This is a genomic window from Nonomuraea sp. bgisy101 (genome assembly GCF_057708945.1).
Genome location: NZ_JBYITD010000026.1, coordinates 142,716 through 166,405, shown reverse-complemented (window position 1 = coordinate 166,405; position 23,690 = coordinate 142,716). Strand labels below are relative to the sequence as shown.

The 23,690-nt window shown below is 68.8% G+C and carries 28 protein-coding genes; 14 read left to right on the top strand and 14 right to left on the bottom strand.

The annotated features are described in order from the left end of the window. Positions 1–278: 278 nt before the first annotated feature. On the top strand, positions 279–1,055 hold the full coding sequence (locus AC3EO4_RS38855) for a hypothetical protein (RefSeq protein WP_379570337.1): 777 nt from the start codon (positions 279–281) through the stop codon (positions 1,053–1,055). A gap of 11 nt (positions 1,056–1,066) precedes the next feature. On the opposite strand, the gene AC3EO4_RS38850 is transcribed toward AC3EO4_RS38855, so the two are convergent. Continuing rightward, a complete protein-coding gene (locus tag AC3EO4_RS38850) occupies positions 1,067–1,453 on the bottom strand; it encodes an alpha/beta fold hydrolase (protein WP_379570339.1) in 387 nt (128 codons plus the stop codon). Between the two features lie 309 nt (positions 1,454–1,762). Here AC3EO4_RS38850 and AC3EO4_RS38845 point away from each other — a divergent pair, with 309 nt between their 5' ends. From AC3EO4_RS38845 to AC3EO4_RS38830, 4 genes are all read left to right on the top strand, one after another. After that, on the top strand, positions 1,763–2,137 hold the full coding sequence (locus AC3EO4_RS38845) for a MerR family transcriptional regulator (protein ID WP_379570341.1): 375 nt from the start codon (positions 1,763–1,765) through the stop codon (positions 2,135–2,137). A 111-nt stretch (positions 2,138–2,248) separates the two neighbouring features. After that, entirely contained in the window at positions 2,249–2,683 is a 435-nt protein-coding gene (locus tag AC3EO4_RS38840; protein WP_379570343.1) for an Hsp20/alpha crystallin family protein, read from the top strand. Positions 2,684–2,725: 42 nt separating this feature from the next. Next, positions 2,726–3,163 carry a hypothetical protein gene (locus AC3EO4_RS38835; RefSeq protein ID WP_431900442.1) on the top strand — a complete coding sequence of 146 codons (438 nt, stop codon included), beginning with the start codon at positions 2,726–2,728 and terminating at the stop codon, positions 3,161–3,163. A 239-nt stretch (positions 3,164–3,402) separates the two neighbouring features. Continuing rightward, positions 3,403–4,092 carry a hypothetical protein gene (locus AC3EO4_RS38830; protein ID WP_431900441.1) on the top strand — a complete coding sequence of 230 codons (690 nt, stop codon included), beginning with the start codon at positions 3,403–3,405 and terminating at the stop codon, positions 4,090–4,092. 507 nt (positions 4,093–4,599) lie between these two features. Here AC3EO4_RS38830 and AC3EO4_RS38825 read toward each other — a convergent pair. Next, positions 4,600–4,758 carry a hypothetical protein gene (locus AC3EO4_RS38825; RefSeq protein WP_379575708.1) on the bottom strand — a complete coding sequence of 53 codons (159 nt, stop codon included), beginning with the start codon at positions 4,756–4,758 and terminating at the stop codon, positions 4,600–4,602. Between the two features lie 195 nt (positions 4,759–4,953). Here AC3EO4_RS38825 and AC3EO4_RS38820 point away from each other — a divergent pair, with 195 nt between their 5' ends. The 3 genes from AC3EO4_RS38820 to AC3EO4_RS38810 all read left to right on the top strand — a co-directional run bounded on the left by AC3EO4_RS38820 (position 4,954) and on the right by AC3EO4_RS38810 (position 7,612). Next, positions 4,954–5,478, top strand: a complete 525-nt coding sequence (locus tag AC3EO4_RS38820) for a hypothetical protein (protein WP_379575709.1) — start codon at positions 4,954–4,956, stop codon at positions 5,476–5,478. A gap of 429 nt (positions 5,479–5,907) precedes the next feature. Beyond that, positions 5,908–6,051: a hypothetical protein gene (locus AC3EO4_RS38815; protein WP_431900439.1), complete on the top strand. Its 144-nt coding sequence runs from the start codon at positions 5,908–5,910 to the stop codon at positions 6,049–6,051. Between the two features lie 232 nt (positions 6,052–6,283). After that, positions 6,284–7,612 carry a serine/threonine-protein kinase gene (locus tag AC3EO4_RS38810; RefSeq protein WP_431900438.1) on the top strand — a complete coding sequence of 443 codons (1,329 nt, stop codon included), beginning with the start codon at positions 6,284–6,286 and terminating at the stop codon, positions 7,610–7,612. 885 nt (positions 7,613–8,497) lie between these two features. Here the strand turns inward: AC3EO4_RS38810 and AC3EO4_RS38805 are convergent. Further along, on the bottom strand, positions 8,498–8,746 hold the full coding sequence (locus AC3EO4_RS38805) for a plasmid pRiA4b ORF-3 family protein (RefSeq protein ID WP_431900437.1): 249 nt from the start codon (positions 8,744–8,746) through the stop codon (positions 8,498–8,500). Between the two features lie 390 nt (positions 8,747–9,136). Beyond that, a complete protein-coding gene (locus AC3EO4_RS38800) occupies positions 9,137–9,436 on the bottom strand; it encodes a hypothetical protein (RefSeq protein WP_086726831.1) in 300 nt (99 codons plus the stop codon). Between the two features lie 781 nt (positions 9,437–10,217). Here AC3EO4_RS38800 and AC3EO4_RS38795 point away from each other — a divergent pair. The 3 genes from AC3EO4_RS38795 (at position 10,218) to AC3EO4_RS38785 (ending at position 11,676) form a co-directional block, all read left to right on the top strand. Further along, on the top strand, positions 10,218–10,760 hold the full coding sequence (locus AC3EO4_RS38795; protein ID WP_379575701.1) for a tyrosine-type recombinase/integrase: 543 nt from the start codon (positions 10,218–10,220) through the stop codon (positions 10,758–10,760). Further along, positions 10,691–11,437 carry a phosphotransferase family protein gene (locus AC3EO4_RS38790; protein ID WP_405139213.1) on the top strand — a complete coding sequence of 249 codons (747 nt, stop codon included), beginning with the start codon at positions 10,691–10,693 and terminating at the stop codon, positions 11,435–11,437. Before AC3EO4_RS38795 ends, AC3EO4_RS38790 begins: the two co-directional genes overlap by 70 nt. A 65-nt stretch (positions 11,438–11,502) precedes the next feature. Then, positions 11,503–11,676 carry a hypothetical protein gene (locus AC3EO4_RS38785; RefSeq protein WP_431900435.1) on the top strand — a complete coding sequence of 58 codons (174 nt, stop codon included), beginning with the start codon at positions 11,503–11,505 and terminating at the stop codon, positions 11,674–11,676. Here AC3EO4_RS38785 and AC3EO4_RS38780 read toward each other — a convergent pair. The 4 genes from AC3EO4_RS38780 to AC3EO4_RS38765 form a co-directional block, all read right to left on the bottom strand. Continuing rightward, on the bottom strand, positions 11,657–12,052 hold the full coding sequence (locus AC3EO4_RS38780) for a VOC family protein (protein WP_431900433.1): 396 nt from the start codon (positions 12,050–12,052) through the stop codon (positions 11,657–11,659). The genes AC3EO4_RS38785 and AC3EO4_RS38780 overlap by 20 nt on opposite strands. 97 nt (positions 12,053–12,149) lie before the next feature. Next, entirely contained in the window at positions 12,150–12,971 is an 822-nt protein-coding gene (locus AC3EO4_RS38775; protein ID WP_379575697.1) for a helix-turn-helix domain-containing protein, read from the bottom strand. Positions 12,972–13,382: 411 nt separating this feature from the next. Then, positions 13,383–13,727 carry a hypothetical protein gene (locus AC3EO4_RS38770; RefSeq protein WP_379575696.1) on the bottom strand — a complete coding sequence of 115 codons (345 nt, stop codon included), beginning with the start codon at positions 13,725–13,727 and terminating at the stop codon, positions 13,383–13,385. A 110-nt stretch (positions 13,728–13,837) separates the two neighbouring features. After that, positions 13,838–14,947: a DUF2267 domain-containing protein gene (locus AC3EO4_RS38765; protein WP_431900431.1), complete on the bottom strand. Its 1,110-nt coding sequence runs from the start codon at positions 14,945–14,947 to the stop codon at positions 13,838–13,840. 81 nt (positions 14,948–15,028) lie between these two features. Here AC3EO4_RS38765 and AC3EO4_RS38760 point away from each other — a divergent pair, with 81 nt between their 5' ends. Next, a complete protein-coding gene (locus AC3EO4_RS38760; protein ID WP_379575694.1) occupies positions 15,029–15,181 on the top strand; it encodes a DUF7737 domain-containing protein in 153 nt (50 codons plus the stop codon). Between the two features lie 222 nt (positions 15,182–15,403). Further along, positions 15,404–18,163, top strand: a complete 2,760-nt coding sequence (locus AC3EO4_RS38755) for an ATP-binding protein (protein WP_431900429.1) — start codon at positions 15,404–15,406, stop codon at positions 18,161–18,163. 1 nt (position 18,164) lies between these two features. Here the strand turns inward: AC3EO4_RS38755 and AC3EO4_RS38750 are convergent, their stop codons facing one another. Both AC3EO4_RS38750 and AC3EO4_RS38745 read right to left on the bottom strand, forming a co-directional pair. Further along, complete coding sequence (locus tag AC3EO4_RS38750) at positions 18,165–18,668, bottom strand: cupin domain-containing protein (RefSeq protein ID WP_379575692.1); 504 nt, start codon at positions 18,666–18,668, stop codon at positions 18,165–18,167. Then, a complete protein-coding gene (locus tag AC3EO4_RS38745) occupies positions 18,665–19,627 on the bottom strand; it encodes an alpha/beta hydrolase (protein ID WP_431900427.1) in 963 nt (320 codons plus the stop codon). Before AC3EO4_RS38745 ends, AC3EO4_RS38750 begins: the two co-directional genes overlap by 4 nt. 187 nt (positions 19,628–19,814) lie before the next feature. Between AC3EO4_RS38745 and AC3EO4_RS38740 the strand changes: the two genes are divergently transcribed. Further along, on the top strand, positions 19,815–20,594 hold the full coding sequence (locus AC3EO4_RS38740) for a Bax inhibitor-1/YccA family protein (protein ID WP_431900426.1): 780 nt from the start codon (positions 19,815–19,817) through the stop codon (positions 20,592–20,594). A 95-nt stretch (positions 20,595–20,689) separates the two neighbouring features. On the opposite strand, the gene AC3EO4_RS38735 is transcribed toward AC3EO4_RS38740, so the two are convergent. The 4 genes from AC3EO4_RS38735 to AC3EO4_RS38720 are packed head-to-tail and all read right to left on the bottom strand — an operon-like array spanning position 20,690 to position 23,635. After that, positions 20,690–21,580 (bottom strand): alpha/beta fold hydrolase, encoded by an 891-nt coding sequence (locus AC3EO4_RS38735; RefSeq protein ID WP_379575688.1) that lies wholly within the window; start codon positions 21,578–21,580, stop codon positions 20,690–20,692. Positions 21,581–21,596: 16 nt separating this feature from the next. Further along, positions 21,597–21,881, bottom strand: coding sequence for a hypothetical protein (locus tag AC3EO4_RS38730; RefSeq protein WP_431900424.1), 285 nt, complete (start codon positions 21,879–21,881; stop codon positions 21,597–21,599). Between the two features lie 12 nt (positions 21,882–21,893). Further along, a complete protein-coding gene (locus AC3EO4_RS38725) occupies positions 21,894–22,199 on the bottom strand; it encodes a hypothetical protein (RefSeq protein WP_431900422.1) in 306 nt (101 codons plus the stop codon). 2 nt (positions 22,200–22,201) lie between these two features. Beyond that, a complete protein-coding gene (locus AC3EO4_RS38720) occupies positions 22,202–23,635 on the bottom strand; it encodes a dihydrolipoyl dehydrogenase family protein (RefSeq protein ID WP_431900421.1) in 1,434 nt (477 codons plus the stop codon). Positions 23,636–23,690: the final 55 nt, after the last annotated feature.

Genomic DNA, 23,690 nt, shown 5'->3' with positions numbered 1-23,690 from the left:
TGACGACACCCGAGGCCAGCAGCTCGCGCCGGCCGGTCTCTTCCTCGACCCTGGTGTGCCTGATCATCAGCAGGATGCTGATCAGCCCGCCGATCAGCGCGAGGGACGAACCGAGCGTCCATGCGGTCAGGCCGCCGACGCTCGCGTCGTAAATGGGGCCGCGCATGTGTCACTGCCGATAATGTCATCCGTGCAGGCCATCCGGCTTGCCTTACTGATCCCGACGTGCGCCGGCTCTGGCTCTCGGAAGGGACAGAGCCGCGGCAAGATGATCACTTGTGCTTCTTAGCCTGGCCTACCTGACCGTCACGAACGCCTTTGCCGCGCTGCGATTGCTACCGCTGGGAGATCGAGACAAGGACGTCGAGATCCTCGCCTTGCGCCACCAGATCACCATTCTTGAACGGCAGCTCGGCGCCGACACCAAGGTGACGTTCGCTCCCGAGGACCGAGCCTTCCTGGCCGCGCTCCTGTCATCGTTACCGCGCGAGGTCCTACGCCGACTGCGGCTCCTCGTGCGTCCGGATACCGTCCTGCGCTGGCACCGCGATCTGCTCAAGCAGAGCCACGCTCGCACTTGTCAGAGGAAACGGCCGGGGCGTCCGCCCACCGTGCGATCCATCCGCGTGCTCGTTCTACGGCTGGTCCGAGAGAACCCCTCGTGGGGTTACCGGCGAGTGCACGGCGAACTCGCCACCCTCGGCATCAAAATCGCGCCGTCCACCGTCTGGGAGATCCTCAAGCAGGAAGGCATAGACCCGTCCCCTGAACGAGCGTCGCTCACGTGGGCGGACTTCCTGCGCTCGCAAGCCGACGCGCTGCTGGCTTGCGATTTCATCGAGACCGTCACTCTGAACGGGCAGCGTCAGTACATTCTGGTGGCCGCCGAGATCCGCCGTCTCCTGGCACACCTGACCAGCGCCGCCACCCGCCCCATCGACCAAATCCTGCAACGCGCCCTGGCCTGGTCACACCATCGACGCGCTCACCAGGCCCGCGCCCGCAGCAGCCACTACTGGAAACGTTGGCTCCGCCACAACAAGATCCAACTGTAGATCACAAGCCCTTAGCGGGCGGCCTTCAGGATCAGCCGCGTGACCGCGTCGGGGTGGCTCAGCATCGCGACGTGCGAGCTGTCGATCTCGACGGTGGTGGCCTTGGCCCGCTTGGCCATGGCGCGTTCGGCCTGCGGGGGGATGATGCGGTCCTGCTTGGCAACGAGGAACCAGCTTGGCACCGTCTTCCAGGCCGGAGGCCCGGACGGGGTGACGAGCGCGGCAAGGGCGCCGGGACGCTGGGTCGCGGCCATGACGCCGGTGGTGCTGTGCGGCAGATCCTGGGCGCACAGGCGGTGGAAGTGGGCGGGGTCGATGTAAGCGTCGCCGTCACCGGGCCGCTGGAAGGGCGGATCGAACGCCGGAAGGTGCTTGGCGGGCTGATCAACGAGTACCACCGAGCCCCGTAGCCGCTCCGGAGAACGCCCAGCTCAAGCCCTACGCGATGGATTTTGAAGCGGTACAGGCCCATAGCTCGCCGCGATCAGGGCGTCGAACGTCTCGCGCAACCACTGATCGTCGGCACAGATCAGCTCTGCGAACTTACCGTCCACGCGCCGCGTATCCAGATCCCGCATCTCGATCTCTCCCCGGAAACCATTGATAGCGCCGCCAGGTCATCGACCGATACACTTATTCTATAGCCACTACTGCAAGAATCTGTCAACCCCCTCCTCGGTGGACTTGGCGGCAGGCCACGACTGGAAGTGATCACGTTGATCGAACGGCTCGACGACCCGGACTATCCCGCCTACACCACCGGTCAGGCCGCCCAGGTGCTCGGCGTGCAGCAGGCGTTCCTGCGCGGCCTGGACGCCGCCGGGGCCGTACGGCCGGGCCGATCGACCGGCGGGCATCGCCGCTACAGCCGTCGACAGCTTCTCTTTGTGACGCGCATCAGGGAACTGTTCGACCAGGGCCACTCCCTGGCCTCCACGATGCGGATCCTGTCGCTGGAGGACGAGCTGGCAGTCGCCCGCGCCCACATCGGCCGACTCCAGGATCTGGCGCGTGGCCTCGAGGCCGCCGCGTCCGAGGCAGTGGCAGCCGATCCGGCAGAGGGTCGCCCGGAAGTTAGTTGACAATTCGACCGCAAGCTTATCTACAATGTGGACTAGAGGTTTTCCTCTTGTGGCAGAACAGGTATCCCGGGGTGCCCAGGCCGCCCCGGGGGTCTTCGGAGGTGAAGCAAGATGCTGCTGACGTCGATCGACCCGTTCGTGCAGGAGTTCGAGCGTCAGTTCGACCGGCTCACCCGCCAGGCCGCCGCCGAGGGCGTCGGCGCGGTGATGCCGATGGACGGAATCCGCCGCGCCGATGACGTGGTGCTGCGATTCGACCTGCCCGGTATCGCCCCCGACTCCATCGAGGTCACCGTCGACCGCGGGGTGCTGTCGGTGAGCGCGCGCCGCGAGGAGGAGTTCGGACAGGACGAGCGCGTCTTCGTCCGCGAGCGGGTGATGGGAGCCTTCACCCGCCGCGTCTACCTGTCGGAGCACCTCGACAGCGACAGGATCGACGCCGACTACACCAACGGGGTGCTGACCGTGCGCATCCCGGTGGTGGAGAAGGCCAAGCCACGCAAGGTGGAGATCAGCCGCGGCCAGAGCAAGGCCATCAACGCCTGACCCGACGGCGGGGGGGCGGGCCATGGCGCAACACCGTGGCGCATGGTCCCTTGGCTCGCCCCCGGCCCCTGCGGCGACCGGGTGGCACCGCGGATGCGGTACCACCTGGTCATCGCGATGGTGCTGCAGAGCCGCACGTGGATTGTCAACTGGCATGAGGAGCGCGCTCTCGCAGCCGTCGACATCCCGCTGCTCGGCCTCCCCGGCCAGGCGCCCGTGTGGGTCGAGATCGAGCACGACCCCAACGACACCTTCGTCTTTCTCGACTTCAACTCCAGCGCAGTCACCCTCCACCCGGTTTCGTTGGGCAGCCCGCAGGCGGCATGCGAGAAGCCGTATCCAGGCGAGCAGCCCTACGCCTGCCGGCAGCTGACCGGGAGCAGTGGATCCGCGTCCACAGGCTGGGCGGTGTCGTCTTGTTCGGCGTTCGGCACGGCGTACTCGTCGAGATCAACAGCCCATCACAGGAACAGGCGGTGACCACCCTCGACAGCCTCGCGCCGACAACCGAGGCGGCACTGGCATGGTCACGCTGACCTGTGGGATCCGCGCATCCACCTAGATCCACCCCGGCGCTCAACATCTTCGAGCACTGACATTTGGTCCGCGCGATCCACTGACATCTTCTCCGCGCTCAACACGTCGCTGCCATACAGCAGCTCCTGGAGGTACTGCTCATCGCCGAGACACCACCCCACCCACCGGACAACACTCTGATCGTGCAGGGCGTGCTCTCGAAACCCGTGGAGTGTTCTGCGCACTTCTTCACAGACCGCCAGCAGAGACACCCACAGGCTGGAGTCAAGGCGAACGCCCAAACCGCGGAACACCGGACCGGGCTACGCAATCAGACAAAGCAGGTCCGCCGCGATGTCATGATCAACAAGGTAATCAGACTCACCACCGCAGCCGGACTAGCGGGCGTCCTACTCGCGACCGCGTCGGCGAACGCTGCTCCGGAGGAGCGCACTGCCGGACCCCACGCCACCAGCGCGGTGAGCGCTCAGTCGACTGTGCAGCGTTGGACGCGGAAGGACAAGTTCGCCACCGCCTACCACCCCCAATGTCGTGGCTGGGAGCGCCACATACCGCCCTACAGGAGCGGCCGGTACATCAAATCCAGCAGGCAACTGCACTGCAACAGGGGCGGCTGGGGCCGGCACATGTCGATCACGACCACGCTGCAGCAGTACCGGGGCTTTGGCTACTGGCGAACCAAGGCCACCAGATCCGCCAAGGACAGCAACGCGACGCCGGCCTTCACCATCAAGCAAGACGTGCGCTGGAAGTGCTCGGGCGGTAGCCAGCTTTACCGCACTCAGACGAGGCTGCACGTGTTCTCGGTCCTTCGCGGCAGTCAGTCGATCACGTTCCATGACCGTGTCCATTACCGGCGCATCAGATGTTGATCTGATCGTGGATAGACGTGGGCCCTGGTTTCTCGTCGCGGCCAGAGCCACAACCTCGACGGCGGCCCTCAGCACGAGACGATCATCACGGGGTCCCCGGAGTACCGGGGGCAGGAAAACACACGGTGAGCTACTGACAGAACTTGTCGCCGACCACTGTCAGTGTGTCTCGACGCTCAACACAGGTTGTAATGCCGAGGTGTGCGTGATCGTTCGGGCCTGAGGCTTGTGTGGAGGCTGCCTCGTTCGAGGAGGGCGTGGAGTCGTCGTGGTGGTCGACGGGCCGGGGCGGGCGGCTCTTCGGCCGGGACCGGCCGAAGAGCCGCACGCCCGGCCGTCGATCCGTCCCGGCCCGTCGACCACGCCGCGGCGCGGCCGACTCTTGATCCCCTATGAGAACGATTCGGCAATCGGCTGGGCTCGTGGTTGCGTCGTTCGCCAGCATCGGGCGGCCGCCGCGACGAAACCGGTCTGGTGGTTCTCGAGTTCTTTCGGCAACCGCGGCGGCTACTCGCCCTCGTCGCCCTGGTGGCGGTCGCTCCTGTCGCCAGCGGATTGTGCGCGCCGGTCGAAGTCGTCCTTGGCGGTCTTGCTGTCGGAGTTCCTGGCGGCTGCGGACTGGATACGCGCAGCTGCCTGCTTGCTCATCCGCGTGTGCTTGCCCATGCCCTCGGCCGTACCCGGCGAAGGCCCTGCGCTTGACGCCGGAGCTCTTCGATGAAGCCGTTCGCGGGGGCGCGAACTGTCCGCCATGTCCCTATGTCCAAAAGATCACCCATGACTGATCTTGTCGGTCTGGTCGGTCGGACGGATGGTGGTGATCGTTGAGGCGTGGCTTGACGACGGCGAGGGAGACAGGCCATGGCGTTCTCTGGCATGCGAGGCGTCCTGCTGGTGGCGGCACTCCTGGGCACCGTGCTAGCCGGCTGCGGCGGCGGCCAAGCTGGCAAGCCCACACCGAGGGAGCAACACGAGACGCGGCTGAGCAAAGCGGCAGGCGTGACGACGCTCCGGATCGTATGCGTGAGGGACCTGTGGGAGCGGACGTCGAGGGTGGGGTTCCTGTCCGGGGATCCTGAGATCAAGGCGAAGGTGACGCCAGCACCAGGGGGACTGGTGACAGTTGAGCTGACCGGCCCCCAGCTCGTGGACTACCTCCGCATTCTCTGGAAGCGCGGTCCTTTGTACTCAGATCCGGACCCGCTCTCGATCCGCGTCTACAACGGGATCGCCCCTGTGATCGATCAGATCCAAGCAGGAGGGGTCCCCGCCGGCACGGTGCCCGAGGTGCGGATCGACGATCCCGTTGGAGGCGCAAACGGGTCATCGACGCCGACCAGTGCGGTCAGCCCCAGCCCGAGCCCGAGTCACACGAAGTCGAAGTAACGAGCCCACGGGTCGCGACGGACGCGCGACCGGTCGCGGCTCCGCGGCCTCATCCGCGACCCGCGATTGTGGTGGTGATCTGGTTCATGGAGGACTGGTTGCGGGTCGCGGCGTCGCCCTGGCCGTGCTCATGGGCAGCTGCACCGCGAGGGCCCGACCGTCGTCGGCCGCGACCGCAACCCGGGTCTCGAGTACGGCGGCCGCCGTCGGCGGTCGCCCTTGAAGACGTAGAGATAATTTGCATTCGATCATGACGTCCGGGTCGCTCGACTACAGCAGCCCCGTCTCTCGGTGGGGTCCCCGTAGCAAACGGCGGAAATCCAACGGATTTACGCCTGACCTGCGGGTTCTCGGGTTCCACGATCCTTGTTGATCATCTCCGCTACGGTTCGTCATGAACTAGGTGATCTGTGGCGCATGGAGTGATTGATGTCGACGAGGTTTTTGTCGGATGAGCAGCTGGAGCGTCTTCGGTCGTTCCTCGGCCACGCCTCGGCCGAGACCACCGCCCGCTACTTCCGGTCCGGGGCCGCGGAGAACGCGGCCGTCGTCGAGTGCGTCTTCGACCAGTGAGCGGCACCCGATAGTTACCCGGCAGTCAGTTCACCTGGTGACGTGGTCCTTACCGTCAGACGGCGCGACCAGGCGTTGGATTTTCCGCGAAAGCTGCATCCAGCGCCAATTGCATCTGATGCGAATACCCGACGTCACCATTGCCGGGGCCGTGGCCGGCTCCGGCAAGCAACGGATTCTCCTGGAAATCATCGACTCCCGCACTCCCCTCCACCCCCACGGAAGCGGTGCCATGACCACCCCCTTGCGCGACGGCGACCCCGCACAGATCGGCCCCTACCGCATCCATTCCCGGCTGGGCGGCGGCGGGATGGGACAGGTGTTCCTGGGCCGCTCCCCAGGCGGCCGCACCGTCGCGGTCAAGATCGTGCGCTCCGATCTAGCCGGTGACGCAGGCTTCCGGCGCCGCTTCGCCGATGAGGTGAAGGCCGCCCGTAAGGTGGGCGGCTTCTACACCGCCCCGGTCGTGGACGCCGATCCCGATGGGAACCCGCCATGGCTGGCCACCGCCTACATCCCCGGCCCCACCCTGCACCAAGCCGTCGCCGACCACGGACCCCTGCCGATGGAGTCGGTGGCCGTGCTCGGCGCCGGCCTGGCCGAGGGGTTGGACGCCATACACGCCCAGAACGTGGTGCACCGCGACCTCAAACCCGCCAACGTCATCCTCACCGCGGACGGCCCCCGCCTTATCGACTTCGGCATCGCCCGCGCCCTCGACGCCACCTCCCACACCCGCACCTCCACCGTGCTGGGCACCGCCGCGTTCATGTCCCCTGAGCAGGCCACGGTCCAGACCGTCGGCTCGGCCTCGGACGTGTTCTCCCTCGGCTGCGTGCTCGCGTTCGCCGCGACCGGCCACAGCCCGTTCGGTGAGGGCCCCGTGCACGCGGTCGTCTACCGGGTCGTGCACGAGGAGCCGAACCTGTCGGACCTGCCCGCCCCCCTGACCGCCCTTGTGGCCGCCTGCCTGGCCAAGGACCCCGCCGCACGACCCACACCGCGGGCGCTGCTGGACGAGCTGGCCGCCCTCGCCCCGCACGACCCGCAACGTGCTGACGAGGCCTGGCTGCCGGACGCCGTCACCGAGGTCGTCACCCTGCACGCGACGCGCGTCCAGACATCGGGCACCCTACTGCCTACCCCTCATGTGAAATCCACCGGGAACACACCCGCGAAGAAGGCATGGGGGTGGATAGTCGGGTGGAAGGGTGCGGCGGTCGGGCTCGCCCTTCTGGCTCTCGCCCCCACTGCCGTCGTGGTGCACGACGGCGGCACAGATCGCTTCTCCGCCTGGGTGAATCGTGCGCTGACCGACCCTGGCGTGCGCGATCTCGAGGTGCGGGACTGTGCCGCCGACGTCGACGGCTCGTTGGTCGAGGTCCCCTGCGACTCCGCTGACGCCGAATACCAAGTCATCCTCGAAAGTTACTGGGGGCGGGACTCACGCCCCAGCGATCCGGGCGAGAGCTGCGAGGACAGCGACAACGTGAAGGATTGGGACCGTGTGGTAGAGACCCCGAGTTACAACCTCTGCTTGGTGCGCATCCGTGGCGACTGAAGGCGGGCCACCGATCCGGACACGGCAGGGTCGCGGCGGAGCCGAGCCGGGTGGCCCCGTCCTTGCGTTGTGCAGCACCGACGCCGCCATGGACGCCCTGTTGGAGGTCGAGTTCGCCTGCCTCCCTGTGCGCTGACCTCGGGCGGGTGGACGGGCGATAACTCCGCAGGTCAAACGCGTCCTCATAAGCCCGAAACCCACATCGTTTCCGGGACGGCTGTCAGCGGGTACAAACGAGGCGGGCGAAGCATCGAGCGCCACAGCGCTCACCACGGCGTCCGCTGGGGTCGATGCCGTGGCGGACGCCGTCTCCTTCGCCTGCTGCCGGGTCTTGACGGGCCGCTCGTTTGCCCCCCGCTCTTGGCCTCCCGCTTGGCCTGCCGCCAGGTCGGCGTTGACCTAGGCCCGGCAGCACGGGCACCGCGGGTAACCCGTGAGCATCTTGCCGCGTGTCGTGACAGGGGTGCCGGGCGGCCAGGGGCAATGCTGGATGGCGCGTCACCCCTTGCGTTCCGGGTGGCCTTTCTCCGGTGGAGGTCTCGGTGTTTGGAGGGGCCCGAGGCCTCCGCCAGGGGGCGAACCTGGCTGGGGCTTCGCTGCGGCCAGATTCCGGCCACGGCGACGCGCTGGTGAAGATGGCTATATGCCACGTGCGTCTTGCCACCGCGTGTCGTGACCTTGGTACAGGCGGCTGGGGAGCGATGCTGGAGCGTGAGACGCAGTGCACCAGCGCTCGGGTGGAAGGTCTCCAAACTCCGGAAGGGGGCCTTCCACCCGCCCCACCCGTCTAGGCATGCGCCCTCTGGCTGGTTCCGGCGGGTCGTGCTCGTGTGACGCAAGCGCTAAACGGCACATCACCGCAGGTCAGATCCAACTTCGTTGGATTCACGGCCGTTGCTCAGCAGACCCCAGTAGCGGGCCGGGCGGCCGGTGCGCGCCTGTCCGATCGCCGCGGAACACGTGCAGGTGGTGCTGCTGCCAGCCGAACACGACCTGGATCGCCTCGTGCAGCTCGGCGAGGTTCGCGGCCGACGGCACGTGGACGCGCCGCCAGACGGGCGGGCGGACCCCGCGCAAGGTGACCTTCAACTGGTGAACGGTGCCCACGGTGACGGTGTTCACGACGGCGCTCACGGGCGGCTCTTCCCTCGGTGTGTCCGGCAACGGTGGCGGCCACCGTAGTGGTGCGGGCCTGCGCCGCAGTGCCTGTGCGGGCCGGTTGGCCGGGCGTACGGTGGCGCCATGGTGACCTCTCGCCGGTGCCGGCAGTGCTGGCGGCCGTTGCACGTCACGGCCAGAGCCGATGCGCGCTACTTTGGCCCGGCATGCCGGGCCAAAGCCCACCGGCGCCGCCTGTACGCGCGCAAAGAGTTCACCGCCGACATGATCGCCGTCAGCATGACGCACTTGCAGGACACGGTTGGATGACGGGGAACTCCTGTGTGAGTACGGCGCTGTCTTCGGCAACACGCTCCGAGGCTGACCGAGACTCGTTGCCCGCGCGCACCACGAAGCGTCTACTGGTCAGACGGGATCGGTGAACGAGATCGGCTTGCCGGTGGCGTGGGCATATGCGATCTCCCTGCTCGTGGACTCGCCGATATACCCGCCGGGGTTGACGACCAGAACCCGGTCAGCCAGGTCGATCTTGCGCAGGTGGAGGGCGTCCAGCGCGGTCTTCTGCTCGTTGGTGATCAACTCGTCTGCTTCGCCTGGCGCGACGACGATGACACCGGCGAAGGTCAGATCACGGTTCGCCGCACGCATCTCGTCCACGAACCGGGTAGAGCCGCAGATGCAGACAATCTCGGGTCGGTCGGGCACGGCTCAGTCCTTCGGTCGAACGGGAAACCGTCAGTGTGCACGTTGACATCACAGACAGGCACACGAGCCAACAGTTTACGCAGCGAGATGGACACCACGCGGCTGCACCGTCGCAGGCGGGAGGCGTGGCCCGTACCGCACGGCCCAGAGAGGCCGACCTGTACGACGGAACCGGACCGTACGCCAAGCTTCACCACATCGCCGGGCTTACCCGTCGTGGTGACCTGCGAGAACTGGCTGAGCGTACGTTTTCGTTCCGCTGCACTTCGACCCCCGTAGCCGACACCGGATCACTAGTGGTCGACCTACGCGAGGACGAAGGGACTTGGACCGTGGAGAACGTGGTCGACTGAGCCAAATTCCACTGCCACCACCGAAAGCAGGGCGGGGCGTTCGTTGCGTTCGGGGCCGCCGCGTCACTGCGAGGCGTTCCTCGGGCGTCTACTCACTTCGCATCAGATGCAAGATTCCTGCACCTGATGCAGAACTCGGCTGTGCTGAGCGCATCGAGGGACGCCGCCGTACGCGGGGGAGCAGCACTGACCGGACTACAGGCGATGTCACCACCCCTTCGCGGCCTGTCTCTGCCGTATTCCGGTGGCACCCGTGGTTCACCGCCCGCTGGGGCAGCGCGGCCGCGGCGAACCGCGACGCGCTCGGCTCGGCGTTGGAGTGGTGGCGTAGTCAGGACTGGCTGGCCGGCGACCCGCTGCGGCGCTTGCGCCGCCGGGCCCGCACCCGCGATCGCACCTGGGCGCTGGCCCGCGCTGAGGTCGAGGCCATGCTCACCCGCTCGAGCCTGCCGTTGCGCGAGCGGACCCTGTTTCGGCTGCTGTATGAGAGCGCGGCGCGGGCCGAGGAGGTCCTGGCCCTCGATGCAGACGAGCTCGACCTGCGCAACCGCCGGGCCAAGGTACGGCGCAAGGGCGGCGCCGTCGACGTCATCGTCTGGCGCACCGCCACCGCCCGGCTGCTGCCCCGCCTGCTGAACGGTCGCGCCGCAGTGGGCCGGTCTTCCTCACCGATCGCCGCGCCCGCGTCGAGCTGCCTCCCGGCGACGTGGATGCCAGCACCGGGCGGGCGCGACTGTCGTATCGGCGCGCGGCTGAGCTGCTCGAGGCCGCGACCACGACCTGGCGGCCGGACCGTGGACGCTGCACCAACTGCGCCACAGCACGCTCACCCACGCAGCCGCGTGATCGCACGCGATAAACCTGGCGACGTCGGCGATCATCCCCGGGATACTGGTCGCCCATGGATGAGGTCAAAGTCGTCGTCGCCCATTCCGAGCGCGCGACTCTGCGCGTCGGTGACGTGTTCTTGAAGGTGGACGCCGATCAGGCGCGCATCGACGTCGAGGTCGAGGCGATGTCCCTCGCGCCGGTCCCGACCCCGGAGGTCCTGTGGCGCAAGCCGCCCGTGCTCGCGATCGCCGCACTCCCGGGGACGACGCTTGGGCGCCTCGGCGGGCCGTCGACCGGGTCGCCGGCGGCGTGGGCGGCGGCGGGCGCCGCCATCCGGAAGCTGCACGAAGCGCCCCTGCCGCCCCTGCCGGGCCGGGCCGGCCGGAGCATCGTCGCGCTGGCGGCGGAACTCGACGACGAGTGCGAGTTGCTCGTAACGAACGGTGTCCTGCCCGCTGACCTGGTCACCCGCAATCGCCAGGTCGCCGAGGCCGCGCTCCGGCCGTGGACTCCGGCGTTCACACACGGCGACCTGCAGATCGCGCACGTCTTCGTCGACGGCGACGAGGTCACCGGCATCATCGACTGGTCCGAGGCGGGCCAGGGTGATGCCCTGTACGACCTCGCCACCTTCACACTCGGACACGAGGAGCACCTCGACGACGTCATCGCCGGCTATGGCACCGACATCGACCTCGACGTGATCCACGCGTGGTGGTCGTTGCGAAGCCTGCTGGCAGTTCGCTGGCTGATCGAGCACGGCTTCGACCCCTTCGCGCCGGGCTGTGAGGTCGACGTGCTGAGATCCCGGATGTGAGGCTGCGCGGGCCCGACTGCTACGTATGCGTTCTGACGCATCGAGCAGGCCACCCCCTGCCGCCGGTGGTGATTGCCGCGAGCGGGATGCCGTGCGCTTCGACCTCGACGCTTTCCCCCGGCCTCGGCCGACTCATCAGCCACCCGCTGCCGGCCGGCGAACGGGACTGGTTCACCGAGGGACTCGACGTCATCCTCGACGTCTCCGCCCAGCCCACCATTAGCGAAGCCCACCAGTGATGATCCACAGGTGGCCGAACGGGTCACGGACGCGGCCCGAACGTTTGCCGTAGGACCGGTTCTCGATCGGCACGACCACCTCGGCGCCGTGGGCGATCATGCGTTCGCCGACCGCGTCCGGGGCGTCGACCTCGATCTCGAGGAGGACCGCGGAGCCGCCGAGGTCACCGGGTGAGAGCCACCCCCATGAGGAGACGGCCGGGGAGACCCGGAAGGACGAACCACCGATGCGGTGCTGAATGACGCTGGGTCGGCCGTCGTCGCTCAGGGGAGCACGGAACACTTCCTCGGCGCCAAGGGCGGCCTGGTAGAACGCCGACGCGCGGTCTGGGTCGGGCACGATAAGACGAGGGCAAATGTGTGTGTTCGGTGTCATGGACCCATCGTTAGGCCTGGTGCCGACGGGGTCTTGAACATCTGGGAACGAACCGCACCCGGATGGGGTGTCACCTGAACGCGCGCTCTTCGCTTGGCTACCGGTCGCCGACCGACGGCCCCTGCACGGCCAGGCCTTCGGCGCGTAGCCACTCAGTGGGCGTACACCCGGCCATGGCCCGCCACTCCCGGGTGAGGTGCGCCTGATCGGCGAATCCCGACGCGGCGGCGACCGCCGCCAGACCGACACCCCTGGAACGAGCGGCGTCCACGAGCCGGCCCCGGACAGTCTCGAAGCGGACGAGCCGTTGGTACTCCTTCGGCGTCACCCCGAACTCGGCTCGAACCAGACTGCTCAGATGCCGCCGGGAGCACCCGAGCCGGAAAGCGGCCTCCTGCACTCGGGTGGTCCCGGACAAGGCTGCGATCGCGGATCGCAGTTCGTGGTGGTTGGCGCGTTCGCCGTGCCGACCGAGGCCGGTGAGCAGGGACTGCGCGACGAGGGCGCGACGCTGCGGCCATGTCCGGCAGGCCGCAAGCCGCTCCGGCAGGTCCGCCATCGCCGGGACGACGTCGGCGAGATCCACGATGTGCCCGGCCAGCGCCGACGCCGGGAGCCCCAGCAGTGCGCCGGCGCCCAGCGGGCTGAGCGTCAACCACACCCCGCGCGTGCATCCCACCTGCCTCAGCTCGGCCGCGTCCAGATGGAGCCCGGCCACAACAGCCCGGTGCCGCTGGCTCGAGCCGGGCCGCCCGACCCACGAGATCTCGAGCGAGTCCTCCTCGGGGATCGTGATCGACACCGTGGACGAGGGAAGTCCGCGATGGACGGCGACCGGGCCGGACCCAAGTTCGTACGCACCCAGCATCGCTACGAAGGGCGCCAGGGCGGTGGACATCGGGTCGGCGGGCACGGTCACTCTGACACAGTACGAGGGCTGAGGGGGTGCACCCAACGCAGGCCCGCAGCAGCGACCTGCATGCCGCTCAGGGAGGGCCTGCCCTTCAGGGCCCTGGTCGACGATCTGGTTCGTTCCACCGCCACCGGGCTGCCCTGTGCGGGCGGACACCAGGCGATCTGGTCGGACCGTCGCCGGCGGCAAGAGCGAGGCAGAGTCAGCGACATCAACCGTGGCACGTCACACGCCCGAGCCCGGCACGGCCGGCCGCTTGGGCCAGCGCAGCCGGGATCGGATTGCGGGCGGCGTGCCGATGTAGTACCGGGAATCAGGACATTGCCCTGGTTGTCGCGCGGGTCGGCGACCGGAGTCACATTGGCGCAGGCCGAGAACTTGCGGCCGGCGGCGGTCAACTCGCGAGCGATCGATCTCTCAGCGGCTCGGTACGTCACGCTCGGCGGCGGGTTCCTGTCGGGAGGCTTCGCGATCGCGCTCCGGCTGGCAGCGCTGGCTGCGCTCGCTGTGGGGACCGCGATCACGGTCGACGCCACCGCGATCGCGGTCTGCTTGCCGTGAGGTTTCCTCGGCGCGGACTCGCTGCTCGATGTCTCGCTGGTCGGGTGGCAGATCCGCGCGTCGGTCGCTCTCGCCGTAGACGGCGGCCAGTTCTTCGCGGGCGTGGTCTCGGGTCTGACGCGCGTCGGCAGCGCGGGCGCCGGCGGCGGTGATGTCGCTGTTTCGGGCGCCGCGCTGGGCTGCGTCGAAGTCGCGGACCATGTTGTCGATGCGACGGACCGGTGGTCGGCGTTGTCCATGGTGTGGCGTTGTCAGATGTCGTGTTCGATGACGCCTGAACGGTTTTACGAGGCCGGGGCGGTGTGCGGGAATCACGCGTCCTTCTCGTCCCGCCAGCCGCCGGGTTCGGGATGGTAGCCGTAAGCGGCGGCCCGCACCGTGTCCTCGTCCTCCAGCCCGGAGCCGATCGTCCCGCCGACGGTGGCCAGCGAGCTGATGATCCAGGCCAGGTTCAGATAGTCGGTGAGATCGACCGGCCGCTGCAGGTTCTGTTCCAGCACGGATGTGTCGATCAGCAGCGCCGCGGCGAGTGTCGTTCCGGCGAACAGCACCAGATAGGACACCGCGGCGGCCAGGCTGAGGGTGAGGATCGTGCCCAGGTTGAACAGCCGGGCCAGCTCAGCCGGTGTCTCCCGGCCCGGTTTCTCCCACAGGTCGTGCGCGACGATCAGCCAGGTCACCAGCGCGGTCAGTCCGAGAAGCATGATCACGGTGAGGCGGAGTCCGCCGAGCGCATCACCCATTTCCCAGATGGTGCTGGTGGTGAGCGCGAACGCGGCCGTGGCGAAGGCGCCGGCCAGGAGTTTGGACAGGCCCAGCAGGGCGCGCCCCGGGCGGTTGGCCCGGACCATTCCGGTCAGCAGCCGCACCCGGCCGGCCAGCCGCGAGGCGACGTAGCCCAGTTCCCCGGCATCGGCCTCGCCGACCACCCGGTGAATGGCGGCGACCTGGCCGGCCAGCTCGGCCGGTGCCCGGCCGGCTGACGGCACCCGCTCCTCGGAAGCGTCAGTGAGCAGCAGGCTCACGAGACCCGGGACGGCCGCGCGGAGCGCTCGCAGCTGGCGCAGCCCCAGCGCGGGCAAGGACACCGCCGCGACTCGGCGCCGGGCGGACGTCTGCGCGACCAGCGGCACCCGCTCGGTGTGCAGTGGCAGGTCGGTCAGGCAGATCGCGACGTCCCACCGGGCGTCGGCGCGCCGGCGGGCGAGATCGTCGAGCAGCGCCTCGACGCCGCCGGCGCGGCGCGGAGCCAGTTCGCCCCAGCCTGCCCGGACGGTCCACCGCACGTCCGGGTCCACCTGCTCGGCGAGCCGGTCGGCCAGCTCGGCGGCGAGCCGTGCGACCACCTGCGCCGGATAGTCCGGCGGGGTCGCCACGAGTCCGACGACGATCTCCGGCCGATGTTGCTCACTGATGGTCATGGGCGCTCCTCGCCGGTAGCCGAGCGAAATCCCGGAGCCGACTACCCACAGTCGCGGGCTACATGCGGCTTGTATCGGATCATGCTCATATGGCCGTCGAGTAACCGTCCACGCGCCTCGACGTCACCGTTCGAGGACGACGGAGGGATGCTGTCGGTGATCCTCTCGAAGGCCTTCCTCCTGGCCAACGATACGGCGATCACCGACCCGACGATCACGCGGCGGCTCGGCTGAACGGCCGCTCAGACACCGTCGCATAAGATTCCCGGGAGTCGTGCCCAACCGTGCCCGCTCGGCAGCGCCTCGGCGGAATTGCCCTCACTGCTCCCGCGGTCGGCACATGCTGATCCGCCTGGTACTCAGCCGCTCGGGCGTCCGTTCGGCGAGCGGCTTCAGAAATTGCTGTGACCTTCGCCCTCGTGGCATTATCCGCGCTGGTGAAAGGATGTGTTGGAGATGTCGAGTCTGGAAGGCGCACCCGTCGAGTTGATCAATCGGTTCAGCGAGCGGGAACTCCTGACCGGATTCCTCGCAGCCGTACGTGCCGGTGAGGGACGGGCCCTCGTTCTGAGCGGAGACGCAGGACTGGGTAAGACGGCTCTACTCGACGACATGGCCGCCAACGCGCTCGGATTGAGGGTGCTTCGGGTCTCGGGCATGCAATCGGAGATGGAGCTGGCCTTCGCCGGGCTGCATCAGCTCTGTGGCCCGTTGTTGGATCGGGTCGAGGCACTCCCCACACCACAGCAGCTGGCTTTGCAGACGGCATTTGGACTGGCGGAAGGCCCGCCACCGGCGCGGTTCATGGTGGGCATGGCGGTCCTCAGCCTGCTGTCGGAGGCGTCCAGGGAACAGCCATTGCTCTGCGTGGTGGACGACATGCACTGGCTGGACCGAGCATCGGCGCAGGCACTCGGCTTTGTCGCACGACGTCTCGGGGCCGACCCGATCGGCATCGTCTTCGGCGCGCGAACGCCGACCGATGAGGTGGCCGGCGTCCGTGAGCTGCGCCTCGGCGGGCTTGCCGATCAGCACGCGCACGAGCTGCTCTCCTTCGCGCTGACGGGGCCACTCGACACCCGGGTGCGGGATCAGATCGTGGCCGAGACCCGGGGCAATCCGCTGGCCTTGCTGGAGTTGCCGCGCACGATGTCCAGGGAAGAGCTCGCCGGCGGGTTCGGATTCCCGGGTACGGCTCCCCTGACGGGACGGATCGAGGACAGTTTCGCCCGGCAACTGGATGCGCTGCCCGACGACACGAGGCTGCTGATCTGCTTGGCCTCGGCCGAGCCCTCGGGTGAGGCCAAGTTGATCTGGCGGGCTGCCAGCCTGCTCGGGATTTCGCACGTGGCGGCCCGGCCCGCGACGGAGGTGGGGCTGGCCGATTTCGGGCAGCGGATCAGCTTCCGGCACCCGCTGCTCAGAAGGGCGGCTTACCAGTCGGCGACGGCCGAGCAGCGGCGTGCCGTACATCGCGCGCTGGCCGAGTCGACCGACCCGGATACCGATCCGGATCGCCGGGCGTGGCACCGAGCGCAGGCAACGGACGGGACGGATGAGGAGGCAGCGGCCGACCTCGAACGCTCCGCGAGCAGGGCGCACGCCCGCGGCGGACCCAACGCGGCCGCGGCGTTCCTGGAGCAGGCCGCTGCCCTGACCGTCGACCCGGCGCGGCGGGCCGATCACGCCGCGGCTCACGCCCACATGAGTGCCGGCTCGTACGACCGTGTCCTCGAACTGCTGGCGATCGTCCGCGCCGAACCGCTGACCGAACTGCAGAGCGCTCGCGCGGACCTCTTGCGGGGCAATGTCGCTTTCGCTTCCGGGCTGGGCAGCGACGGTCCGCCGCTGCTGCTGAAGGCGGCCAAGCAACTCGAACCGCTCGACCTTGATCTGGCTCGCGAGACCTACCTGAACGCGTGGATGGCGGCGATGTTCGCCGGGGACCTCGCGGTCGGCGGCAGCCTGGCTGATGTGTCCAGAGCCGCCCGCGGGCTGCCGGTGTCGGCGCAGCCGGATGAGGCCGAGCTCGTCCTCGACGCGCTGGCGCGGATCATCGTGGACGGCCCGGCCGCCGCTGCACTCGTCCTGCGACGCGCGGTCAGCGCGATCGTCGACGCTTCGCTCACCCCGGAGCAGGTGCTGCGCTGGGGCTGGTTCGCGCACGCCGCCGCCGTCGGCAACTGGGATTTCACCAACTGGCGCTTCCTGCTCGAACGGGAGGTGAAGGTCCTCAGGACGGCCGGTGCGTTCGATCTGCTGCCAATCGTGCTGGCAGCTCTGGGAACCGTGACCACCTGGTCGGGCGAGTTCGCGGCTTCGACGGCGATGTTCGCCGAGGCCGAGACGATCTGCGAGGTCACCGGGGCTCCCGCGGACGCGATCGGCCCGACGATGCTCGCGTGCCTCCGCGGCGATGAGGAGAAGGCCGTCCCCCTCATCCACTCGATGATCGCCGCGGCGGAGGTGACCGGCCAGGGCATGAGCGTCACCTACGCGAACTGGGTGGCGGCCGTCCTGTACAACAGCCTTGGCCGCTACAGCGAGGCACTGGCCGCCGCTGTGGCGTCGAGCGAGAGTTCCTCCGACCTGTTCATCGCCCTGTGGTCGCTGCCGGAACTGGTCGAGGCCGCCACTCGCACCGGGGACATCCCGGCCGCCGAAGCGGCTCTCGCCCGGCTCGCGGAGTCGACGACGGCCGGCGGCACCGATGTGGGACTCGGCCTCGAAGCCCGCTCGCGCGCCCTGCTCAGCAGCGGAGACGTCGCCGAGCGGCTCTACCTGGAGGCGATCGATCGGCTCGGCCGTACCCCGCTTCGGCCCGAACTGGGCCGGGCGCACCTGCTCTACGGCGAGTGGCTCCGCCGCGACAACCGCCGTGTGGACGCCCGCCACCAGCTGAAGACCGCTCACGAGATGTTCGTCGACCTGGGGATGAGGGCCTTCGCCGAGCGAGCCCGCCGCGAACTGCTGGCGACCGGCGAGCGGGTACGGCAGAGCGCGGCGGAGAGCGAGAACACCCTGACCGCCCAGGAGACGTTGATCGTCCAGCTGGCGTCAGACGGCCTCACGAATCCGGAGATCGGCGCCCAGATGTTCCTCAGCGCTCGCACCGTCGAGTGGCACCTGCGCAAGGTCTTCGGAAAGCTCGGCATCACCTCCCGCCGCCAGCTCGCCGCCGCCCTGCATCAGAACGGCGACTTGCTGAACCGCTAGATCACCGCTGCCAGTCCGGGCCCAGGCTCGCGGGTGTGGCGCCGGGCGGGCCGAGGATGACGTCCCCGAACTCCTCGGTCACCGCCTGGAACAGCTGGAGATCCCATTCGGTCTCGGCGGTGGCGAGATGAGCGGGCGTCCCGGTGCGGCGGATGAGTTCGGCGAACCGGGCGGGAGAGGTGATCGTCAAGCTGCGCGCCCCGTCTGGGCCCGCCTTGATGGTGTGCGGTGTGTTAATCGGCACGCGGTAGAAGTCACCCGGGCGCAGCGTGTAGGTGTCGACTCCGGCCCACACGGTCAGTGCGCCCTCGACGATCCAGAGGCGCTCCTCATAGCCGGTGTGCAGGTGCAGGGGCGTACCCGCACCGGGCGGCAGGGTGATATCGGAAATGTCGTGACGTCCATCGGTCTCCTCCCCGGAGGCGAGGACGGAGAGGCTCAGATGCTGCCCGAGGACGAATCGGCGGTCCTGGGAAACGGGCGGAGGGGAGGGGAAGTCGCTCATGAAGTAGCTCCTGGAAGTGGTTGGACGAGGATCTGCGCCGTCGCGGCGAGGCCGGCTGTGAAGAAGCCAGTGAGCTTGTCGACCGCGGGGTCGATGTACTCCTTCTTGTCGTAGAGATCGACGTGGCTGGCGTCCTTGATCCAGTGGATCTCCTTGGGGCCGACGGCGCGCTGGTGGGCTTCGACGGCCATCCAGGCGGTGACGGCACGCTCACCGATGATCTGGAGAAGGGGCCGGGAACCGATCAGGGGAATGGCGTGGAAGGCGTCGCTGGAGGCCATTTTGTCGATGCTCTCCCAGGCCAGGGTTTTGGCCGAGCGTTCGTGTTCACCACGTGGAGTGCAGTAGTACTCGAAGCCCTCGATGCCGTGCTCCCCGCCGAGGGCGTCTGCCTGTTCCGCGCTGTCGGGGAACATCGTCATCGCGCCGGGGTCCTCACCGCGTGCGGCGGCGGTGCGCGCCTGAGCGGCGGCGGCCAGCAGGGATTGGAAGACGGCCGGGTCCTGGGTGCCGTCGGCCCCCAGCCGGAACTGGCGGGCCGGTTCGGCGGTGGAGACGGTGGCTACCGCCCTGACCCGGTGGTCGCCGGCGGTCGCGGCCAGCGAGTAACTGCCCGAGGCGCAGATGCCGAGCAGGCCGATCCGATCCGGTGCCACCTCCTCGCGGGTGATGAGGTAGGACACGGCGGCCTTGAAGTCCTCCACCCGCTGCGCGGGATCCTCCAGCCCGCGGGGCAGGCCGTACGACTCGCCCTGGTAGGCGGCGTCGAAGGCGAGGGCGACGAATCCGCGCTCGGCCATCAGTTGCGCGTACGTGCCGGAGGTCTGTTCCTTCACCCCGGTGCCGGGGTGGCCGACGACGAGCGCCGGCCATGGGCCCGTCGCCGGAGCATGTGGGAGGTACAGGTGCGCGGCGATGCGGATGCCGCCGCTGAGGAAATGAACGTCGGTCTTGGCCATGGATCCTCTCCGCTGCTTCGGATGTCGCTGTTCTCTCCTGCCCACCCTGGTCCGGGATGCCGCGGCGGACATCAGTCAAATGACGGCCTCTCGGCGCTTTCGACCGTCAGGTGACCGATGCGCGGATCCTCGCCCCTGGCGAAAGGTGGAGGCACAGGCGTCGTCATCCGCACAGAAGAGAAGTGACATGAAGAGCAGTAATCCGATCCTCTCCCGCTGGGACGCCGGCAGGCGTGAACCGGCGCACGTCTCCCTCTCCGACACAGGTCGGGAGATCGGCTCAGCCACGTTGACCATGAACGACGTCGTCGTCCGTACCGCGACGACCCTGGGAGTCGTGGTCGCGGCGGCTGTGCTGTCCTGGCTGCTGCTGCCCGTCGACGAGGCGAACCTCAGCCGGTCCTATGGCATCGCCGTGGTCGCGGCGCTCGTCGCCTTCGTCCTGGCGATGGTGCAGGCGTTCAGGTCGAACCCGGTGCCGGCGCTGATCCTCGGGTACGCGGCGTTCGAGGGCGTCTTCCTCGGCGTGTTCTCCAGCGCTGTCTCGACGCACATCGCGCCGGGTCTGGTCGGTCAGGCGGTACTCGGCACGTTCGCGGTGTCCGGGGGCACGCTCGTCGCCTACCGGCTGGGCTGGATCAGGGTCAATCAGCGGTTCGCCGGTTTCGTCGGCGCCGCCGCGATGGGCTTTCTGCTGTTGCTGGTCGCCGACTCGCTCTTCTCCGCGTTCGGCTCGGGGAACGGCCTGGGTTTCCACAGCGGAGTGCTTGGCATCGTCTTCGGGCTGATCGGCATCGTACTCGGCGCCGCGTTCCTCGCCCTGGACTTCAAGCAGGTCGAGGAGGCCATCGCCGAAGGCGCTCCGCGCAAGGCGGCATGGCTCGCCGCGTTCGGGCTCACCACGACCTTGGTGTGGATCTACCTGGAGGTGCTGCAGGTCTTGACGATCTTCAAGAGTGAAGACTGACGTGCAGTCTTGAAGACCCGGCGTCTTCATGAGGTTGTACGCCGTCCGGCGGTCCGGGCGGCGTACAGCGCGTGCGCCGCTGGGCACCCGGCCGGCTACCGGTTGGTCTCCGTGACGAATTGGCGTACGGCGGAGGCGAACAGCTCCGGCTCCTCCACATGCCCCAGGTGGCCGCTGTTCTCCAGAATCAGCAGGTCCGAGGCGGGGAGTAGGTCGTCCAGTTCGCGCGCCCAGCGCACACCGCAGATCACGTCGTGCCTGCCCACGATCACGAGGGCCGGGATCGTCAGGTTCTTGAGCGTGGCGCGATCGTCGATCGTGTCGGGTGCGAGATCTTCGTCCAGCCCGGAGATGTAGGTTGCCCGGATCGCGGCACGGAGCGGGCCATAACGTTCCTCCTCGCCCCAGAAGTCGGCGAAGTACGACGGCAGCACACCCTTGGCGACCGCCTCGGTCTGTTCGTCGTTGCAGATGCCGGGCATCGCGGCGAACGCCGCAAGCACACCGGGCAGCTCGGGGTGGTCGGCGTGCTTCGCCGCGAACGCCTCCAGCATGCGGCCCGCCTCGGCGGCGTGTTCCGGTCCGGTGACGGGTGCGCCCTCGTACAGCATGATCCCCGCCAGTTGCTCCGAGCGGTGCAGGGCGTGGTAGGCGGCGACGAAGGCACCGTGGGAGTGCCCGAGTAGGTGCACTTTCCCCACACCGAGACGGCTGATGAGCGCCGCCAGGAAGCCGCTGTAGCGCTCACGCGTGTAGCCGTGCGGGTGTGAGGGCAGGCGGCTGTCCCACGCGGTGCCGATGGGCTCGACGTACACGACGGTCAGGTGCTCTTCGAGCATCGGCATACGCAGGTACGCCCAGGAGATGCCCGGCCCACCGGAGTGGACCACGCACACGGGGCCGCTCCCGTGAACGTGGTACCGCTGGGTGAGACCGGCCACGCGGTAGGTGTGGGTGCCGGGGGAGAGAGGGTCTTGGTGTGTCATCGGAGGTTCCTGTCGATCAGAGGTCGGGAGAGGCGTAGCGGAGGAAGAATTCCTGGCCGCGATCACGGTCGCCGGCCGGGTCCGTCGGCGGAGCCGCGGGATGGCCGGCGACCGTGCCCGCCAGGCGGACCGGTTCGGGGAGACGGCTGAAGCGGCCGAAGCTGTTGAAGGCGGCCATGTGGTGGGCGTACCACTCCGGCCAGTCGGTACCCACGTCAGGGCCGGAGTCGGAAGCGTGGGCCGCTGCCGCGCGGCGTAGCGCATCGGCCAGGGCGGAAACGGAGTCGAAGATCACTTTCATGGAAGGCTCCAGCTAGGCTCGGGCGAGGGGTTCGGTGTGCAGGCCGTCCGGGGCGCGGGAGACGTCGGCGCGGTGACGGTGGCGGGCGGTACCCCGGCAGCGAGCGGCGACCCGGACGGGCCAGGCGTCGGCCCGCAGGCGGGGTGGCTCCAGCGGAGCGCCGCACCGCGTGCAGCGGGTCTCGGCGGCCACGATCTCATAGATGATCTCGATCAACCATTTCTCCGCAGGCCCGGGGGGTTCGTAGCGGTTCCACTGGCTCTCGTACCAGCTGGGCGCCTGAGGGACGAAGGTCCACGGCAGGAAGAACCACTCCATGGTCAGCGTCCGGTGCGCAGAGGAGCGGCGGTGTCCCGGTAGGTCTCCAGGAGGCGTAGCCAGACCTCGCTGAGCGTCGGAAAGGCCGGAACGGCATGCCAGAGGCGGTCCAGCGGGATCTCGCCGGTGATGGCGAACGTCGCCGACTGAAGGAGCTCGGCGACGCCACGGCCGGCGAAGGTCGCGCCCAGGACGGTGCCGCGGGCCGGGTCGAGGAGGATCCGAGCCCGCCCCACATAGCCGGGGCTGTGCTGATGGGCGCCGGCGACGAGGCCGAGATCGTAGTCGACGATGTCGACGTCCCTGCCCTCGTTCGCGGCGTCGGCGGTGGTGAGGCCGACAGAGGCGATCTCGGGGTCGGTGAAGACGACCTGGGGTACGGCGACGCGGTCGGCGGTTCCCGTGTGGGGACTCCACGGGCCGCGGTCGAGAGGAAGATGGCGTGCGCGGTCGGAGATGACCGCGCCTGCGATCCTTGCCTGATACTTGCCCTGGTGAGTGAGGAGGGCGCGCTGATTGACATCGCCGACGGCATACAGCCAGGTGCCGGTGACGCCGAGCACGGCGTAGGTGTCGTCGCTCAGGAGCCAGCTACCGGGGCGAAGACCGACGGTCTCCAGGCCGAGGTCATCGGTGCGAGGGGCGCGGCCGGTCGCCAGCAGGAGCTCGTCGGCACAGAGCACCTCCCCGTCGGACAGTTCGAGGCGGACGTCGTCGGTGCGGGTCGCGGCGGTGACGGTGGTGTCGAACCGAAGCTCGACGCCCGAGGCGCGCAGCGCGTCGGCGACCAGGTCGGCGGCGAACCGCTCCGTCCGGGGCAGCAGCCCAGGCTCCCGGACGACGAGGGTGACCCGCGAGCCGAGCGCCCGCCACGCGGTGGCCATCTCGACGGCCACGACGCCTCCGCCGACGATGGCCAGCCGCGGCGGCACCCGGGTGGCGCTGGTGGCCTCGCGGCTGGTCCAGGGCTGCAGGGCGGAGAAGTCAGGCTCGGGTGGCAGGGCTGCCCGGGTCCCGGTGCAGACGGCCACGGCGTGCCGCGCCGACAGCCGCAGGACGGCGCCGTCGGCTCCGGTCACCTCCACGGTGCGCGGCCCGGCCAGCCGCCCGTGCCCGCGCACCAGCGTGATGCCCGCCTCCCTCAGCCAGCGCACTTGGGACTGGTCGTTCCAGTGACCGGACATGCGGTCGCGGTGCCGTAGCACGGCCGCGACATCCAGTGGATCAGGGTTGAGGCCCGGCATGCCGCGGGCCTCGGCATGCAGGAGAGCCGGGCGGAGCAGCGCCTTGCTGGGCTCGCACGCCCAGTAGGAGCACTCCCCGCCGGCCAGTTCGGATTCCACGATGACGGTGTCCAGCCCCGCGGCGGTCGTCCGGTCGGCGACGTTCTCACCGACCGGGCCGGCGCCGATGACGACGACGTCGAAAATGCGCACAGGATCTCCAAGAGTGATGGGGAGGGCGGGGGAGCCGCCCTCCTCTGGGGACGGC